Here is a 17,262-nt window from a genome sequence, read left to right on the forward strand (position 1 = left end):
AGAAATATTCTAAATACTAATAGTGAAATACGGACATATTTGATATATGAACTTAATATAATTACAAAAAAAACACCTCCAAAAGGAGATGTTAACAACAATTTTCTGTAAAATTTAAAAAATACTAACTCTTCTCAATTTTAACAGCCTCTTTTAAGTTTATACTTTCACCTTTATATTCGGCTATCATGAAGGCTGACCTAATTCCCATCTTTCTTACTTCCCTTTCAAACTTTAAAGCCTCTTTATAGTGATTAAAAACACCTAATGAATACTTATTAAATCCTCTGTCATTCTTTTCAAGAACTCCTGATAAATCAGGACTGTACATCCCCATTTTAAACTTTTGAAATGCACCAATCTGTACTCTGTATACTAAATCTGATTCTAAAACATTATCATTGGCATTTTCTTCCAATAGAGTATTGAGGTTTTCTATCTTAACCTTGTAATCTAAATTTTCTGCATTTAATTTTTCAAGCTTTGAAGACAGATATTCTGAATTGGAAACCTTTGTCTTATACTCTCCAAGTATTGGTCCAAACACATAAGTGTAACCCAATAAAGTTATTAAAACAGCTAAAAATCCATAAAGACTGTATATAACAGTTTTACGATTCTCTTTTTCTCTGTTTAAACCTGTTACTTGACCAATTAATTCTTTTTTTTGATTTTCAAGATTTTCAATATTAGACATAAGTGTTGCTATTTGCTCTTTTGCCTCTTGGGGAATGTAGACCATTTTACTGCTTTATTTTGTTAGAATAAAATTTATACTCAAATATAATTTATCCCAACTCTCTTTAGTCTTTAAAATTATATTTTTTCATTACTTCACACATAACTGTAAAACACTGCAATACATAAAAATACACCCCTACCTTAACTTCCACTTTCTTTTTAAGTAAGAAAATACTATCATGATCTTTCCTGAATATAAACTGTAAATCTTTAAACTTATAACATCTAAGAAACTACCCCCAACTATCATTATTTCTTTCTTTATTAATCAAATAATGAAATATTTACACCAAATAGGACTTCGTAGGTACTATAAGACCGTCTGGTAACTGCATAGTCCAATTCGGAATTTGAATCTCTATTATCAGAAATAATATTCAAGAAAAGGTCTACTTTTTTTAATATTTCATATTGGATTTTAAAATCATACTTTAAGTAATTATAAATAAGCAAATCAGAATTTTCGACAATGGTATATGCATATCTTACATCATAATTATACTTTTTATAAGCTGCATTTAAATATACCAACAACCTCTTATCTGAATATTTCATTTTTAATTTTGGGCTTAAATAAGTATAGCTGTAATACCCATTGTATAAGTCATCGCGTTTTGTATAATTAAATCCGGGACTAACCGAAAAATTTTCAAACATCTTTAAAGAATAGTTTACACCAATCGAATAATATTGATAATGTCTTAAAGGATAACCACTTTTAATACTTCCCAAGCTATCGGAAGCTGTATAATATTTATACTTTCGATCAGTAAAATTAGCTGTTAGTCTTATTTTATTTTTTTTATTTATTGAATACTCTATATCAAAACGCATTCTTAGATTAGAATGATCTAATGGCGTATTTGAATTATCATCATAGTATTTCTTAATCTGGTAAGTACTTCCTAGTTTTAGATCAAAATTATTCAAATTGTCTACTTTAAAATAAATACCCGGAGTATTTCCTATATATTTTACTGAACGCAGCAATTCATCACCAGAAATTGTAGTCCCCAACTTGTCGTTCCACGAAAAGCCATATTCCATACCAACAATCATGTTTCTTGAAATAAACCTTTCATATCTGGAGCTCACTCCAAGTTTTGTTTGATTTACATTTGGATATTGGAAATATCTTCTATGCCATAACTTACTGCCTATTTCAAATATATACTTGCCTTTTTTCTTCTTGCTAAATTTTGTATCGTATCCTAAATCAATAAAATAATCTGATAATATTAGGGCATCCTTATTTATATATTCATCGATATCACGATCAAATAATATTTCCGGACTGTTGTATATGTTATACTCATAGCCTCCATATGTAAAAAGCTTCGTTTTATACTTTGTTTGCGCGATTACATTTGTTGAAAGCACAGACATTAACATTACAATAGATAATATATTTCTAATAATACTGGGTGTCATTTATCAATAGCTTTTTAGTTTTATTATGTATTAAATACTATTCTCTTCATCTGTTTTAATTTCTCTACCATCTTTTTTAACAATATTTATTTCCTTTTTGTGTACAATTTTAAAATCTGGATCTATTTTAAGCAGTCGCTGATAATAAATATCGGCCTTTTCTTTTATGCTTTTAAGCTCATAAACCTGTCCCAAACGGTAAAGGGCAAATTTATGCTTAGAGTCCATTTTTAATGATTTCTTAAAGTAATTAATCGACTGATCATATTCCTTTAAATCAAATTGTATCATCCCTACCCAGTAAGCTGTCCAACTTTTTTTAGCACCGTTCTTTTCCGCTAACTCAAACGCACTTATAGCTTTTTCATACTCTTTCAATTTATACAATTCCTTCCCTACGGAGTATAACTCTTTTCCGTCAGGATTCAGTTTCAGCCAATTTAACCTGGTACTTAGAGCATTTGGAGTATCATTGGCGTTTTGGTATAGTCCTACCAGCCTGTTATATGCTTTAGTATAATTACGTTTAAGTTGAATAGCTCTAATGTATTGGTAAATTGCATCGTCAAATCGTCCGGCCTTCTCATATTGAAGAGCCAGATTGAAACGTAATCCAGGATTTTCAACATCTCTATCAGTGGCATCTTCAAATGTCTTTATAGCCATATTTATATCTCCTGTACGAGCATATAATACTCCAATGTTAATTTTAGCTTTTATATTTTCGGGATCAATCTCAATAACTTTCAAATAGGCTTCAATAGCCTTGGGGTATTGTTGCGATTTAGTATAAGCTAATGCCATATTATAATAAGCTCGGGCATAATTTGGATATTTTTTTACAAGGGACTGATAATTACCTATAGCATTATTAAATTGCTTAAGTTTTGAATATAAAACTCCTAAAGATGAAAGAGCCTTAAGGTAATCGGGTTTGACCCAAATAGCCCTCTTATACGCTTCAACTGCTTTGTCATATTTTTGTTGCTTTTCATAGATCGATGCAAGGCCGTACCAGCTTTTGAATGATTTAAAATTGTATTTAATTGCTAATTTATAATTGGAAACAGCATTTTTTACATCTTCCATATCTGTATATAACAATGCAAGATTATAATATGCAAATGAATAATTAGGTTTCATTTTAACTGCCAACAGATAACTTTCAATTGCTTTTTTCAGTTCTTTTTTGTTTTTGTACAAAACAGCCTGATTTAAAGTTGCTTCCGGGTAATCAAAACCTGATTTTTTTATTGCCAGTCCATACAACTTAATTGCTTCATCGATATTACCTTTTTTAGAAGCTAGTTTTGCTTCATGAAAATATGTTTGTGGCAAAGTCTCATAAAGAGAAAAACCGGCAATAATTAATTCAGCTTCATCATATCTCTCCTGCTTAACTAAAAACGCACTAAGCTCTTCAATAATCTTTTCATCATTTGGATTTATCTCTAATGCCTTTCGTAAATGATACTCAGCTTTAGGAATTTGATTATCTTCCGAATAAAGTTTCCCGAGATAAAAGTTGGCATAGTAAGAATTTGTATTTAATCTATATACCTTTAAAAGTTCATTTTCTCTAACCTGTTTATCTTCACTTATCATAGCCAGATAAACCCTTGGCAGTTGATATTTAGGTTTATATTCAATAGATTTATTAAAGCTTTTAGTTGCTGATATTGTATCCAATAACTTTAATTTTGCAATTCCGTAATAACAATAACTCTTTGCTTTTACTTCTCCTGAAGAAAGTTCAATACTTTTTTTTAGTTCAGCTTCAGCTTCATCCCATCTTTCCAGATTTGACAACAATAATGCAAGGTTAAAATGAGGTTTAGGATTCAACTCATTAATGGTTATGGCTTTTCTATAGGCGATCTCAGCATTACTGTACTGGCGTAATTTTGACGATGACACAGCAAGGTTAATATAAGCGGCAAAGAATGTTGAATCAAGTAATGTAGCAGTCTTAAAATACTTGTATGCATCTCCATATTTGTGTTTTTTAAGAGAAACTAATCCTAAATAATTGCTAACCAACGAATTATTACCCCTCAACTCAAGGCGCTTAAATATCTTCAAAGCCTTATCATAGTTTTCATTTTTATAATGCCTTCTGGCTATTATATAAGTAGAGTCATTCTTTAATAAATTTCTTTTTAGTGTAGTTGAGGATTCATCAATTTCGAAACTCACAATATTCTCCGATTCTACAACATTACCTGCTTTTATATTTATTACTTCCGGAGCTCCGGATATTTGTTCAGCATAGGAATTAAGATAGATAATTAATACAAAAACACCTATAAGCAGAATAATAAATGGAATAAAACTATTTAATATTTTTTTTATCATAATTGTATATTTTTATCTACGCTCTCCTTCAACCCTATTTTATTAATATTTTGTATTTGAAGTCCGGGACGGGCATTTACCTCTATAACCATAGGTCCCGAATAACGGTCTAAAATAATATCCACTCCCAAATAGTCAAGAGGGAATAATTTAGATGTTTCAATAGAAATTTCTAATGTTTTACTCCAGTCAGGTATTACTTTACCTGCAAAGTAATTTCCTGAATCCGGATGATAGTCTACATATTTATTTTTATAGAAACCCTGAGTAACAATCCCTCTGTCCATATCTACACCTATCCCTATCGCTCCCTGATGTAAATTCGCTTTTCCTCCCGATTTATTGGTTGGTACACGAAGCATTGCCATCAAAGGGATACCTTTGAGAAGAATTATCCTAAAATCAGGAATACCTTTGTCGTATATTCCTGTTAGAAACGGATGTGGTGTCAGGCAGTATTCGATAATGGCTTTATCTTTATCTCCGCTTGAATACACCCCATAGAGTATTGAAGCCAAGTGATGATAAAGTTTATTTTTTTTATACACCTCTCCCGAATGCGTCGTCCAAACACCTTCGTCCTTTTGAAATAAAATTAATATTCCGCCTCCTCCACTTCCATTAGCAGGCTTTATCACTATCTCTTTTTGAATTAAAATTTGCTCTAATATTGTACTTATCTCCCATAACTCATTTACAACCGCATAAGTAACAGGAACAGGAACTCCATTTTTTTCAAGAATAGACTTGGCCAATACCTTGTCATTTGCCAATGGGAAATGTTTTCGAGGATTATTTGGATATACATATTCGAGATTCCGCTGATTAATACCAACCAAGTACTCACTTGCATTCAAAATCTTTTTTAATAATTTCTTCATCTCAATAAAACTCTAAAACGGATAAACTCAATAACCCTAATTCCTATCCATTGACCTAATAAAAGATTTAATCCTATAATGACTAAAAACAGCTCAGGAAAAGCTAAAAAGAAAGCCTCCATAGAGTCAGAATTCATTGCGAAATATGCAACAGACGACACTATAAGCGTTTGTAATGTAATTAACAAGGCCTGTACAAATCCTTCCTCACTTATTGTTCTGGCGAACCTCTCGGCACTTATAGTAAGTATTACAATAGGGAAAAGAGCTATATATGCAAGAGAACTAATATTTAATTCAATAGAGAGATAGGATATTATAAGAAAAAGTATAACTACTGCTACCAGCATAATCACCAACTTAGGAGTATATAATATGCCCCATTTTTCGAGAGGAAAATGTACCAGGCTTACAACTCCTATAACTATCATAAAAGCTATTAATCCCCAAAACAATCCGGTTTCGCGACTTGCAACAGCTATTAATGCTGGCAGAAAAACACCAAATGTTTGCATTCCTATTACATTGCGGAAAATTGCCACAATCAATGCTCCCAATGGAAGTAATAACACGATTTTTAATAGTCCGATTGGAATTCCGATACTCTCGAACAGTTTCCACAACTGGTATGCATTAAAAGGGTGTGACTTTAATTCTTGTTGAAGTAATGGATTTGGACTTAGTCTTGACTTAACATTAAACTTGTATTCAAAATTAATGTTTTTTGTGTGTGAAAACAGAAATTTATCACCGCGATACATGGATAAATAATTATGTGGCAAAAATGCAAAATGGTTGTTCAATGGATCAAATGGTACCCATTCATTGCCTATATAAGCCTCAACCCATTGATGTGAAGTTTTTTTTGTGCCGGATTCCAAAATTATCCCTCCAACCAAACGCGAAGGTATATTTGCAGAACGAGCTAACGCTATAAACAGTCTACTTTTTCCATTACACGATGCTTCTCCCAGTCTTGCTGCTGTAAGAGCATCTGTAACCCCCTTAAATGGTCTTGATTTAAGTGAATTAGTGTAACTCTGAATATTGGCAAGCACCTCCAATATTTGATCATTATCTCCTACTTCCTCTTGGAAAATTCGATTTATCTGTGGATGTTTTACCTGTATGTTTTTGGTTGTCTTTAAGTATTCGTTAAAACTTGGAGGATATGTTTTAGGTATAATCAGGGTAGAATCAATGTTATATTTTATAGCCCTTCCAATAAATTCAAAAGAATACCTTATAGGTAACATTCCATTTCCATTCATTGTATTCCATGTTCCTACTCTACCAGATTTAGTCTGTTCTACTAAAAAATTTAAACTCGGACTATTATTTGTTTCATAACTAATTGTCTGTCTGTTATCTGATATTGGCAGGTAAGTGGAAATATTAACAGGCTGACTAAATCCCCTCGAAGAAATATCAATATTGACCTCATACTTTTTTTGAGGTAAGATATTTTTAAAAGTATATTCCCATGAAATAAATTTTACAGAAATAACACCGATAGTAATTAATATAAATGCAAATGAAATTAATCGAGCTACGTTCATGGATATGATATTTATGTGATATGAATCATCTTTTTTTCGAAAGCGCGAATATAAAAAAATCATGATATAAATAGGAGAATTCTAAACAAAACAGCTCTGATTATATCGATTTTTTTCAAACTCAATGCCAGGTATTACAGGCATTGTAGGCATTCTCCTTAAGGAGGTAGTAGTGTAAAATTACTAAGCCGTAATTTCTTTGTAAGAAGAAAAAAAGGCTTTGATTATTGCCAACAAAGTATAAATAATAATAGCTAATAGATTTCAATAAAATATAACAACATGAAACCCCAAATAAGTATTTACGTTATACTAATTAAATTTCAAGATGATCTGTTAGAAAAGATAATGTGTATTAGCTGCGCTGAACCTAAAAGTTTTTGATGTTTATTTTGTATTATTCTACTTCCCGCGGATAGATCAGATAATATTTTTTCATTGCTTCAGAAATTGCCGAAACACTTTGCTGATCAGGAGAAAATGCAATATCCTGTACCTCTCCATCTTTTTTTAGTAAAAAAATACTATCATGATCTTTTATGTAGGCATTGTTTTCTACTTTTCCCTGTATAATATAATTCTCTGTTTCTTCAAAAGAAATATCAAAAGCCTTTGCAACTTTACTCCTTAAACTGTCAACGTAAGATGACTCTATTGGAACATCTCCTAAGCGAATCTTCAACAACTTTCTATCGGTAAGTCTTTTTGACAAATCTGATAATATTTTATCATTGTGGTTTGTCCACTCCTTTATCGCGCCAAAAACATCATAGTCGTCCAATTTGGAAAACATTTCTAGGTCCTCCTGTTCAAATTCATTTACATCCCAATTTCGTTTAAGAAAATAACTTAAAGAACTACTTGAAAATAACTCTACACCTTCTAACGCAAGTTTTCTGGCACGCGACAAAGCTTTTGTCAACAGTTTTTCTGATACAATCACCGTTTTATGTAAATATACCTGCCAGTACATTAGTCTGCGTGCAACCAAAAATTTTTCAACTGAATAAATACCTTTATCATCTATAGCCAGGTTATCGTTAGCTACATTAAGCATAGTAATCAATCTTTTAGAATTGATAGCCCCTTCTACTACCCCACTATAAAACGAATCGCGATTGAGGTAATCCATACGATCCATATCAAGTTGGGATGAAATTAATTGATGGAGGAATTTCTTTTTATAACGATTTTCAAAAATCTGAATTGCTAAACTCAGCCTATTATTAAATTCTTCATTCAGTTTATGCATAAACCTTACCGAAATCTCTTCATGAGTCACTGAAGGAACAATACTATGTTCCAATGCGTGCGAATACGGACCATGTCCCATATCGTGAAGTAAAATGGCAATTAAGGTGGCCAATTCTTCTTCTTCACTTATTTTATGCCCCTTGAACCTTAATACTTCTATAGCGTTCTTGGTCAGGTGCATTGCACCTATCGCATGATGAAAACGTGTATGATGGGCTCCTGGATAAACATATGATGTTAGAGCTGTTTGGCTAATTCGGCGTAATCGTTGAAAATAGCGATGTTCTATTATATCAAAAATTAATTCATCAGTAATGGCAATAAAGCCATAAACCGGGTCGTTAATAATTTTTAACTTATTTCTATCCTTCTTATTAGCAAGCAAAGCAAAAGAGTTTTAAATTCGTAACAAATTTAATGTTTTAATACATACAATTAAGATGGCTAAAATCAAAATATTATGGGTCGATGATGAAATCGAGCTATTGAGACCGCATATAATTTTTCTGGAAAAAAAAGGATATTATGTTGATACATGCACAAATGGTACTGATGCTATCGATAAAATAGACCAGGAAACTTTCGATATTGTATTTCTGGATGAAAATATGCCAGGTATTACGGGACTTGAAACATTGATGATAATCAAGGAAAAACGCCCCAGTCTGCCTATTGTTATGATTACTAAAAGTGAGGAAGAGTTAATTATGGAAGAAGCCATTGGCTCTAAAATCTCAGACTACCTTATAAAACCTGTTAATCCTAATCAAATTCTGTTAAGCTTAAAGAAAAGTCTTGATACATCCAGACTGGTTTCAGAAAAAACTACTTCTAATTATCAGCAGGAATTTAGAAAAATATCTATGGATTTAATGGATGTTCGTACTTACGAAGATTGGATTAACATCTATAAAAAATTGCTTTATTGGGAGATTGAGCTTGAAAGAATTCAGGATGAAGGAATGGTTCAAATTCTTGAAACACAAAAAAAAGAAGCAAATTCCTTATTTTTCAAGTTCGTAAAAAACAATTATGAAGATTGGTTTTACGAGGAAGATAAGCCGGTTATGTCGCACATGGCCTTTAAAGAATATATTTATCCAAAGTTAAAAGATGGCGAACGATCAGTATTATTAATGATTGACAACCTGCGTTATGACCAATGGAAAATATTGGAGCCAATCATTAACGAATATTACAACACTGTTAAAGATGATGCATATTACGCTATTCTGCCAACAGCGACACAATATGCCAGAAATGCTTTTTTCGCCGGTTTAATGCCATTAGAAATTGAGAAACGCTTTCCCGAATTATGGAAAAACGACACAGATGAGGGAGGTAAAAACTTGTATGAGAAAGAGCTTTTACTGGATCAAATAAAAAGGTTGGGGATGAATATTAATACTCATTATTCCAAAATATCAAGCTTAAATGCAGGTAAAAAGTTCGTTGAAAATTTTAAAAATATATCAACCAGTAACCACTTTACAGCTGTAGTTTACAACTTTGTCGACATGCTTTCGCATTCGAGAACTGAGATGGAGGTTATTAAGGAATTAGCTTCAAACGATAAGGCCTACAGATCGTTAACTATAAGCTGGTTCAAAAACTCTCCTTTATTTGAGATCATTAAACTGGCCGCTAAATCCGGATTAAAACTCTATATTACAACAGATCACGGAACGATAAACGTAAACACTCCTTCAAAACTTGTGGGTGACAAAAACACAAGTCTTAACTTAAGATATAAACAAGGAAAAAGTTTGTCATACGAAAAACGGGATGTATTGGCTATTAAAGACCCTCACGATGTTTTCCTGCCAAAAATTAATGTGAGCAGTTCTTATGTTTTTGCAAAAGAAGATATGTTTTTTGCTTATCCTAACAATTATAACCATTATGTTAAGTACTATAAAAACACTTATCAGCACGGTGGAGTTTCATTAGAAGAAATGATAATTCCTTTTATAGAACTGGAACCAAAATAGTACCTTCCCATCTTGGAATTAGAATATTAAGTTTATCAAAATAATAAAAATTGAAGAAAGAATACAAAAGCACATCAACATACGATCTGCCAAACATTGCTAAATCGATAATTTCAGATTTTTCCGGTGGAAGGATATTCTTATTTTACGGTTCTATGGGGGCCGGTAAAACAACTCTTATAAAGTCACTTGTTCACGAATTAGGCATTGAGGATGTTGCAAACAGTCCAACATTTGCTTTGGTAAATGAGTATTTTTCTAAAAAAAATGGAACAATTTTTCATTTTGATTTTTATCGTTTAGAGGATGAAACAGAGGCTTTAGACATGGGATATGAGGATTATTTTTATTCAAATTCCTATTGTTTTGTTGAATGGCCCGAAAAAATCCCTAACTTATTGCCTTCAAATATAATAGAAGTAACTATTGATGCTTCACCAGAAGAACGTTTAATAACGGTTAAATCTAATTAGATGAACGATTTTTCAGAACTAAGCCCATTTTCCCACAAAGAACTACTGCCTCAGGAAGAAATGCTTGAGGTAGAAAGAAAAAAGGGGAAGCTATTTATTGGCATTCCAAAAGAAACCCAATATCATGAAAAGCGAATATGCCTTACTCCTGATGCTGTAACTGTATTAACAGCAAATGGACATGATATTATAATAGAATCAGATGCCGGATTAGGAGCTAATTTTTCTGATAAAGAATTTTCAGATGCCGGTGCAAAAATTTCATATGATACAAAAGAAGTCTTCGCTTCAAATATTGTTCTAAAAATTGCACCGCCCACATTAGAAGAAATAAAAATGATGAAACCTGAATCATTTTTAATATCTACGATGCAATTTCATACCCGTAAGAAAGAATATTTCGAGGCTTTAGGTAATTTGAAAATATCAGCTATTGCTCTCGACAACCTAAAAGACAGTCACGGTTCAATACCAGTACTAACAACCTTATCTGAAATTGCCGGAACAACTTCTATACATATTGCTGCCGAATTGATGAGTAATATTAATGCCGGCCAGGGATTGATGCTTGGTGGCGTTACCGGAGTCTCTCCAACAGAAGTTGTTATTATAGGTGCCGGTGTTGTAGCCGAATATGCTGCAAAAGCAGCGATTGGTTTAGGTGCCACAGTTAAAGTTTTTGATAATTCAATAACAAAACTCAGGAGAATTCAGGAATCATTAGGTCAAAGAATTTTCACCAACACTATTCATCCAAAAATTTTAGGCAAAGCATTACGCCGATGCGATGTTCTCATTGGCGCTATACGTTCTGAAGGCAGAACTCCCACAATTGTATCTGAAGACATGGTTCAGCTAATGAAAGATGGATCTGTTATAATTGATGTAAGTATAGATTCGGGAGGAATTGTAGAAACTTCGGAACTTACTTCTCACGATGTTCCAACTGTGGTAAAACACGGGGTAATACATTATGGTGTTCCAAATATCCCTTCAAGGGTATCAAGAACTGCTTCTTTATCTATCAGTAACTATTTCACCCCTTACTTACTCGACATTGCTAACCGGGGAGGTATAGAAAGTGTACTTCCATTTGATAAAGGACTACAGACCGGAGTTTATATGTACCACGGAATACTAACTTCAGCAGCTATTGGTGAGCACCTGAAAATTCCATCTAAGGATATTAACTTATTGATGTTTTAAACAAAAACCAGTTAAATCATTAAAAATGACAGCCTTCAGGCTTTAGTGTTGATTTTAAGGATTTTTATTTCACTTTGAGACACCAAAATATTAAAATGTTTTTCGGAGAAAAAAGTATGTTATTGATCATAAAACTTTATTTTTGAACAACTTTAAACCTATGATAATATAAATGGATTTCGCTAAGCGATTAATTTGGTATGCTTTTGGGGTAGGAATTGGAATTATTTTCGTGATAATTTTTTTTGGCAATAGAACTAATATTTCGTGCAACTACTTTCCTGATGCAAGAGTGAAAAGCAATATACAAAGAAAAACAATCAACTATAACCGTGAAATAATAGATAAACTTAAAAATATTGGATTAGATTCATCTGATATATCTAAGCTTTTAAAAAACGGTGATGTTATTTTTTCAAAAAGTAATACAAAACCTGACTCATGTAAAACTTATTTCATCGAAAACAGTGAAATAAATGCAATTTTCGAAAATTGTGATTCATTAGTTAATATTATTAATGTAGAAAAGAGCATCTTAAAGTAATTAATTTTCATAAAACGTATTTAATGAATATCGTAATTTTAGACGCATCGACGCTAGGAAAGGTAAACAACCTACAGCTACTTGAAAAGTATGGCTCTGTAACATCATTTGGATCTACAAAAGCTTCGCAAATAGTAGAAAGATCAGCTAATGCAGATATTATACTTACAAACAAAGTAATATTTAATAAAGAAGAATTAGACCAGCTTCCAAACCTGAAACTTATTTGTATTACGGCCACAGGGATGAATAATGTAGACCTGGAGTACGCAAATAAAAAAGGAATTACCGTAAAAAACGTTGTTGGGTATTCAACAGACTCTGTAAGTCAGGTAACTTTTAGTATGGTTTTGAGATTGTTGAGCAATCTGTGCAAATACGATTCTTACGTAAAAAGTAAAGACTATGCATTATCTCCAATTTTTACTCACCTTGCCAATGGGTTCGATGAAATAAAAGGTAAAAAATGGGGAATAATCGGAATGGGTAATATTGGTAGAAATGTGGCTAATATTGCTACTGCATTTGGTGCTGAAGTATCATACCATTCCACTTCCGGAGTAATTAGAGATGAAGGCTATCCTGAAATTTCATTGGAAAAACTGTTAAGTGGATCAGACATAATTTCTGTTCATTCTCCACTAAATGATAAAACCAATAACCTCATTAGTAAAAGAGAACTAAATAAAATGAAACCAAATGCTATTTTAATAAATGTAGCACGGGGTGGAATTGTTAATGAAAAAGATTTAGTAAGCGCTTTAAATGAGAACAGAATTGCAGGTGCCGGTGTTGATGTTTTTACAAATGAACCGATAGAAAAGGAATCTCCATATTTCAATGTTATCAATCAGGAGAAGATAGTATTATCTCCTCACATTGCTTGGGCCAGTACTGAAGCAAGGCATAAACTTATTGAAAAGGTTATTGAGAATATTGAAGAATTTTTAAATAAGGATAATAATTGAAGCCAAAACTAAATATCGTAGATTATTCTACAATTTCATATTTAATCATAACAACCTTATTAATTTTTTCATTTTTTGATGAAATAAAAAATCCTGGCTCTCATCTGATGATTAGAGTAGGATTTTTTTCCGTTTTATTATTATCAGCTGCTTTAAGGGATTATTACAGGGATAGAAATTTCAACATACTCCTAAACCTGATTCCTTTAGCATTTTTAGGATACTTCTATAACGAAACAGCCGATTTCAACCATCTGTTCTTCGAAAACCTGGACCCTTATATCGCTCAAATAGAATTTAATATCTTTTCTGTACAACCATCTGTTGTTTTTAGTGAAATATTACCTAACCTATGGTTTAGCGAGTTAATGAATTTTGGTTATTTCTCTTATTATTTAATAATATTTTCAACTCCGGTTTTATTTTATTTCAAAAAGCCGGAACTATTTACTAAAGTTCTTTTCTTAATTCTGAGCTCTTTTTACCTGTTTTACTTTTTTTTCATTATTATCCCCGTTGTCGGACCTCAATTTTATTTTGAAGGTGCAGTGGGAGAATTTACTCCACAAGGTCCCTTTGGTCATCTGATAAAGTTCATCCAGGAAGTTGGAGAGGTCCCTACAGGAGCTTTTCCAAGTTCTCATGTAGGCATTTCTTTGATTTTAGGGTATCTGATCTTCAAACACCTAAGGCAATACTTCACCTCTTTCCTGTTATTAATCAGCATATTAACAATATCGACTATTTACATAAAAGCCCACTATTTATTAGATGTAATTGCTGCATTTTTAATCACTCCGTTATTTTATTATATCTCCAATAAATTATATATTTCACTTCATAAACAATATCTATAAATCTACCCAATGTCTAGTATAATAATTAAGGAGGTTACTAATAAAAAATTATTAAAACAATTTATCTTTCTCCCTGAAAAAATTCATGAAAAACATATGAATTGGGTTCCTCCAATATATATGGATGAATGGGATTTTTTCAATAAGGATAAAAACCCAAATTTCAAAAAAAATGAAACCATCATGTTTATTGCCTTCAAGGGAGAAAAAGCTGTTGGCAGAATCATGGGAATAATACCAAAAGTTTATAACTTTTTTCACAAAGAAAATAATGCCCGATTTGCTTTCCTCGAAACATACGATGACATTGATGTAACGCAAAAGTTAATAAATGCAGTTAAAGAATGGGCATTGACATTCAACGTAGAAAAATTGATTGGACCTCTTAGTTTTTCTGATAAAGAGCCGCAGGGCTTTCTATATGAAGGTTATGACAAGCCCCATGTAATTGCCTCAAACTGTAATCTTCGCTACCAGACTAAGCACCTCGTTGATTTAGGCTTTAATAACTATAAGGATCTTTTTGTATATAATTTTTCTCTTAATAATGATCTACCTCCTTTGTATTATAAATTGGCTGAAAGAAATTTGAAACACGGTTATAAGATTGTGGAATTCAGCAATAAGTTAAAGGCCAGAAAATACATTCATCCTATTTTAAACCTGGTTAATAAAACATATAAAGATATTTACGCTTCTACTCCTTTCAGCGATGATGAAATGGATGATTTTGCCAATAAATATCTTGCTGTAATTCATCCCAAACTAATTAAGATTATCCTGGATAAGAATGACAATCTGGTAGCATTTGTTATTGCAATGCGTGATATTGGAAAAGGCTTAAGGCTGGCAAAGGGAAAACTATTCCCGATTGGGTTCGTGCCATTTTTGTATCACCAAAGTAAAACGAAACAGATGAATTTACTGTTAGGTGCTATAGCAAATGACCATAGAAACAGAGGTCTTGATGCATTACTTGGAGTTAGTCTGTTTAAATCAGCAAAAGAATTAGGACTTGAAGAGGTAGACTCTCACCTTGTTTTAGAAGAAAATGTTATTATGAGGAAAGAATTAGAAAGAATTAATGGTAAAGTGTACAAAAAATACAGACTTTATTCTATCGACTTATAATAAATATAAAAAGTAATCTATACTTTTTGTCCTGGTAAACACACTAACAAATCATCTTCAATAACTTTTACAGTTTGTTTACCGGATATTGTTCTTGGTTCTCCATCAATATGAAATGTAAAGCTATCCAGTTCAAAATCTAAGGTGTTAAAATCATACGATTTTACAAAAGGAAGTTTAAGAATACTTTTTGTAAGCAGAGCCGGTGCCAATAGAGATGCACTTGCTTTGTCTGTTTCTTCAACAATAATAAGCTTAGCCTTCCCCCCTTTCATACTCGATTCAGGCGATATAAAGAAATCATTTCCCCATTGACAGGAGTTTGCTATAGCGAATAAAAATGCTTTCCCTTTCCTGTTTATGTCGTTTATGGTAAAATCATACTCTATGGCTTCGTAATTAAAGTATTCCTTTAAAGATAGCTTCGCATAGGTAGCTAAACCACGGCTTGGAGCCTTATCGAATTCGTGTGCAATATGTGCATCAAATCCTGCTCCGCCAACTCCCAGTAAAAATTCTCCATTAATACGTATAGTATCTATTTTATGAATACCACTATACCTAATCTCCTTTATAGCCTTATCGATTTGCATGGATATTTTCAAATGTCGCGCTACTCCATTTCCTGACCCCATTGGAATAATGCCAAAAACAGCTCCGGATCCGGCAACTCCTTTTGCAACCTCATGAACTGTTCCGTCTCCGCCTACAGCAATAATATAATCAACTTTATTGGAATATTCTCTGGCTAATTCTGTTGCATGTCCTACTCTTTCGGTATACAAAATTTCGTAACTCCATCCTTCCCATCCTTCAATTTGAGTAACCTTTTTAAGAAAATTATCCTTGCTGCCCTTACCGGAAACAGGGTTTAAAATGAAAGCTATTGATTTTTGCATTGATAAGAGAAAATTGTTGTTAGTAATTCAAAAATAAGCAATATAATCGGGTCAGGACATAAACACGGACAGTAATTAGTAAACAGTCACTAAACCCTCAGATTCAACGAAGTTGATGTGGCCATAAATTGACATAACCATTAATAATCACAAAAAAATCCCCCATCAAAATATGATGAGGGATTTTATATATAAAGAAAATATATTTCTTAAGCCTGTGCTACAACTTCAAATTCGAAGTTAACGATAACATCGCGGTGAAGACGGATAGTAGCATCATATTTACCTAATGATTTTACTGAACCACCAACAATTTTGATGAATTTCTTATCGATTGTGAAACCGGCTTCAGCCAACTTAGCAGCTAAATCCATGCTTGTAACAGAACCGAATAATTTGATACCTGCACCTACTTTAGCAGATATTTTCATTTCTAAAGCTTTCAAAGCTTCAGCAGTTTTTTGAGCTTCCTCAACAATTGCTTTTTCTCTAAACGCACGCTGACGTAGAGTTTCTTCCAATTGTTTTTTCTCAGAAGGAGTAGCTAAAACTGCCATACCTTGAGGTATCAAGTAATTACGACCGTAACCATTCTTAACAGATACTACGTCGTCTTTAAAACCTAAGTTTTGTACGTCTTGTTTTAAAATAATTTCCATTATCTCCTTCTTTATTATTTTAACATATCTGCTACGTAAGGCATGATCGCTAAATGACGAGCACGCTTAACAGCTTGAGCAACTTTACGTTGGAATTTCAAAGATGTTCCCGTTAAACGACGAGGAAGAACTTTCCCTTGTTCGTTAACAAATTTCAATAAGAAATCCGGATCTTTATAATCAACGTATTTTATTCCATTTTTTCTGAAGCGACAAAATTTCTTTTTGTTGCTTGTTTCAATTGCAAGTGGAGTTAAATATCTAACATCGTTAGAAGCTCCTGCCTTTGATTGTTTACTTAAATCAGCCATCT

16 protein-coding genes are annotated in these 17,262 nt (G+C 32.4%); 7 read left to right on the forward strand and 9 right to left on the reverse strand.

What is annotated here, in order from left to right:
- Nucleotides 1-124 precede the first annotated feature (124 nt).
- The 6 genes from ABFR62_02395 to ABFR62_02420 form a co-directional block, all read right to left on the reverse strand.
- On the reverse strand, nucleotides 125-697 hold the full coding sequence (locus ABFR62_02395) for a hypothetical protein (protein MEN8137259.1): 573 nt from the start codon (nucleotides 695-697) through the stop codon (nucleotides 125-127).
- A 308-nt stretch (nucleotides 698-1,005) separates the two neighbouring features.
- Nucleotides 1,006-2,172 (reverse strand): hypothetical protein, encoded by a 1,167-nt coding sequence (locus ABFR62_02400; protein MEN8137260.1) that lies wholly within the window; start codon nucleotides 2,170-2,172, stop codon nucleotides 1,006-1,008.
- A gap of 30 nt (nucleotides 2,173-2,202) precedes the next feature.
- Nucleotides 2,203-4,527, reverse strand: a complete 2,325-nt coding sequence (locus tag ABFR62_02405; protein MEN8137261.1) for a tetratricopeptide repeat protein — start codon at nucleotides 4,525-4,527, stop codon at nucleotides 2,203-2,205.
- A complete protein-coding gene (locus ABFR62_02410; protein MEN8137262.1) occupies nucleotides 4,524-5,408 on the reverse strand; it encodes a sugar-transfer associated ATP-grasp domain-containing protein in 885 nt (294 codons plus the stop codon). Before ABFR62_02410 ends, ABFR62_02405 begins: the two co-directional genes overlap by 4 nt.
- Complete coding sequence (locus ABFR62_02415; protein ID MEN8137263.1) at nucleotides 5,405-6,967, reverse strand: 7TM domain-containing protein; 1,563 nt, start codon at nucleotides 6,965-6,967, stop codon at nucleotides 5,405-5,407. Before ABFR62_02415 ends, ABFR62_02410 begins: the two co-directional genes overlap by 4 nt.
- A gap of 397 nt (nucleotides 6,968-7,364) precedes the next feature.
- Entirely contained in the window at nucleotides 7,365-8,606 is a 1,242-nt protein-coding gene (locus tag ABFR62_02420; protein MEN8137264.1) for an HD domain-containing protein, read from the reverse strand.
- Between the two features lie 55 nt (nucleotides 8,607-8,661).
- On the opposite strand from ABFR62_02420, the gene ABFR62_02425 reads away from it, so the two are divergent.
- The 7 genes from ABFR62_02425 to ABFR62_02455 all read left to right on the forward strand — a co-directional run bounded on the left by ABFR62_02425 (nucleotide 8,662) and on the right by ABFR62_02455 (nucleotide 15,391).
- Complete coding sequence (locus ABFR62_02425; GenBank protein ID MEN8137265.1) at nucleotides 8,662-10,212, forward strand: response regulator; 1,551 nt, start codon at nucleotides 8,662-8,664, stop codon at nucleotides 10,210-10,212.
- A 50-nt stretch (nucleotides 10,213-10,262) separates the two neighbouring features.
- Entirely contained in the window at nucleotides 10,263-10,685 is a 423-nt protein-coding gene (gene tsaE, locus ABFR62_02430) for a tRNA (adenosine(37)-N6)-threonylcarbamoyltransferase complex ATPase subunit type 1 TsaE (GenBank protein ID MEN8137266.1), read from the forward strand.
- Nucleotides 10,686-11,891, forward strand: coding sequence for an alanine dehydrogenase (locus ABFR62_02435; protein MEN8137267.1), 1,206 nt, complete (start codon nucleotides 10,686-10,688; stop codon nucleotides 11,889-11,891). It begins immediately after the preceding gene.
- A 172-nt stretch (nucleotides 11,892-12,063) separates the two neighbouring features.
- Nucleotides 12,064-12,435, forward strand: coding sequence for a hypothetical protein (locus tag ABFR62_02440; GenBank protein ID MEN8137268.1), 372 nt, complete (start codon nucleotides 12,064-12,066; stop codon nucleotides 12,433-12,435).
- A 23-nt stretch (nucleotides 12,436-12,458) separates the two neighbouring features.
- On the forward strand, nucleotides 12,459-13,403 hold the full coding sequence (locus ABFR62_02445; GenBank protein MEN8137269.1) for a D-2-hydroxyacid dehydrogenase: 945 nt from the start codon (nucleotides 12,459-12,461) through the stop codon (nucleotides 13,401-13,403).
- Entirely contained in the window at nucleotides 13,400-14,260 is an 861-nt protein-coding gene (locus ABFR62_02450) for a phosphatase PAP2 family protein (protein MEN8137270.1), read from the forward strand. The genes ABFR62_02445 and ABFR62_02450 overlap by 4 nt, the downstream gene beginning before the upstream one ends.
- A gap of 9 nt (nucleotides 14,261-14,269) precedes the next feature.
- Nucleotides 14,270-15,391, forward strand: coding sequence for a hypothetical protein (locus ABFR62_02455; protein ID MEN8137271.1), 1,122 nt, complete (start codon nucleotides 14,270-14,272; stop codon nucleotides 15,389-15,391).
- Between the two features lie 17 nt (nucleotides 15,392-15,408).
- Here the strand turns inward: ABFR62_02455 and ABFR62_02460 are convergent, their stop codons facing one another.
- The 3 genes from ABFR62_02460 to rpsR all read right to left on the reverse strand — a co-directional run bounded on the left by ABFR62_02460 (nucleotide 15,409) and on the right by rpsR (nucleotide 17,260).
- Nucleotides 15,409-16,290 (reverse strand): diacylglycerol kinase family protein, encoded by an 882-nt coding sequence (locus tag ABFR62_02460; protein ID MEN8137272.1) that lies wholly within the window; start codon nucleotides 16,288-16,290, stop codon nucleotides 15,409-15,411.
- A 209-nt stretch (nucleotides 16,291-16,499) separates the two neighbouring features.
- A complete protein-coding gene (rplI, locus tag ABFR62_02465; GenBank protein ID MEN8137273.1) occupies nucleotides 16,500-16,949 on the reverse strand; it encodes a 50S ribosomal protein L9 in 450 nt (149 codons plus the stop codon).
- 14 nt (nucleotides 16,950-16,963) lie between these two features.
- The gene (gene rpsR, locus ABFR62_02470) at nucleotides 16,964-17,260 is read right to left on the reverse strand and encodes a 30S ribosomal protein S18 (GenBank protein ID MEN8137274.1); all 297 of its coding nucleotides are present in this window, start codon (nucleotides 17,258-17,260) and stop codon (nucleotides 16,964-16,966) included.
- Nucleotides 17,261-17,262: the final 2 nt, after the last annotated feature.

This window comes from Bacteroidota bacterium (assembly GCA_039714315.1).
GTDB lineage: Bacteria > Bacteroidota > Bacteroidia > Flavobacteriales > JADGDT01 > JADGDT01.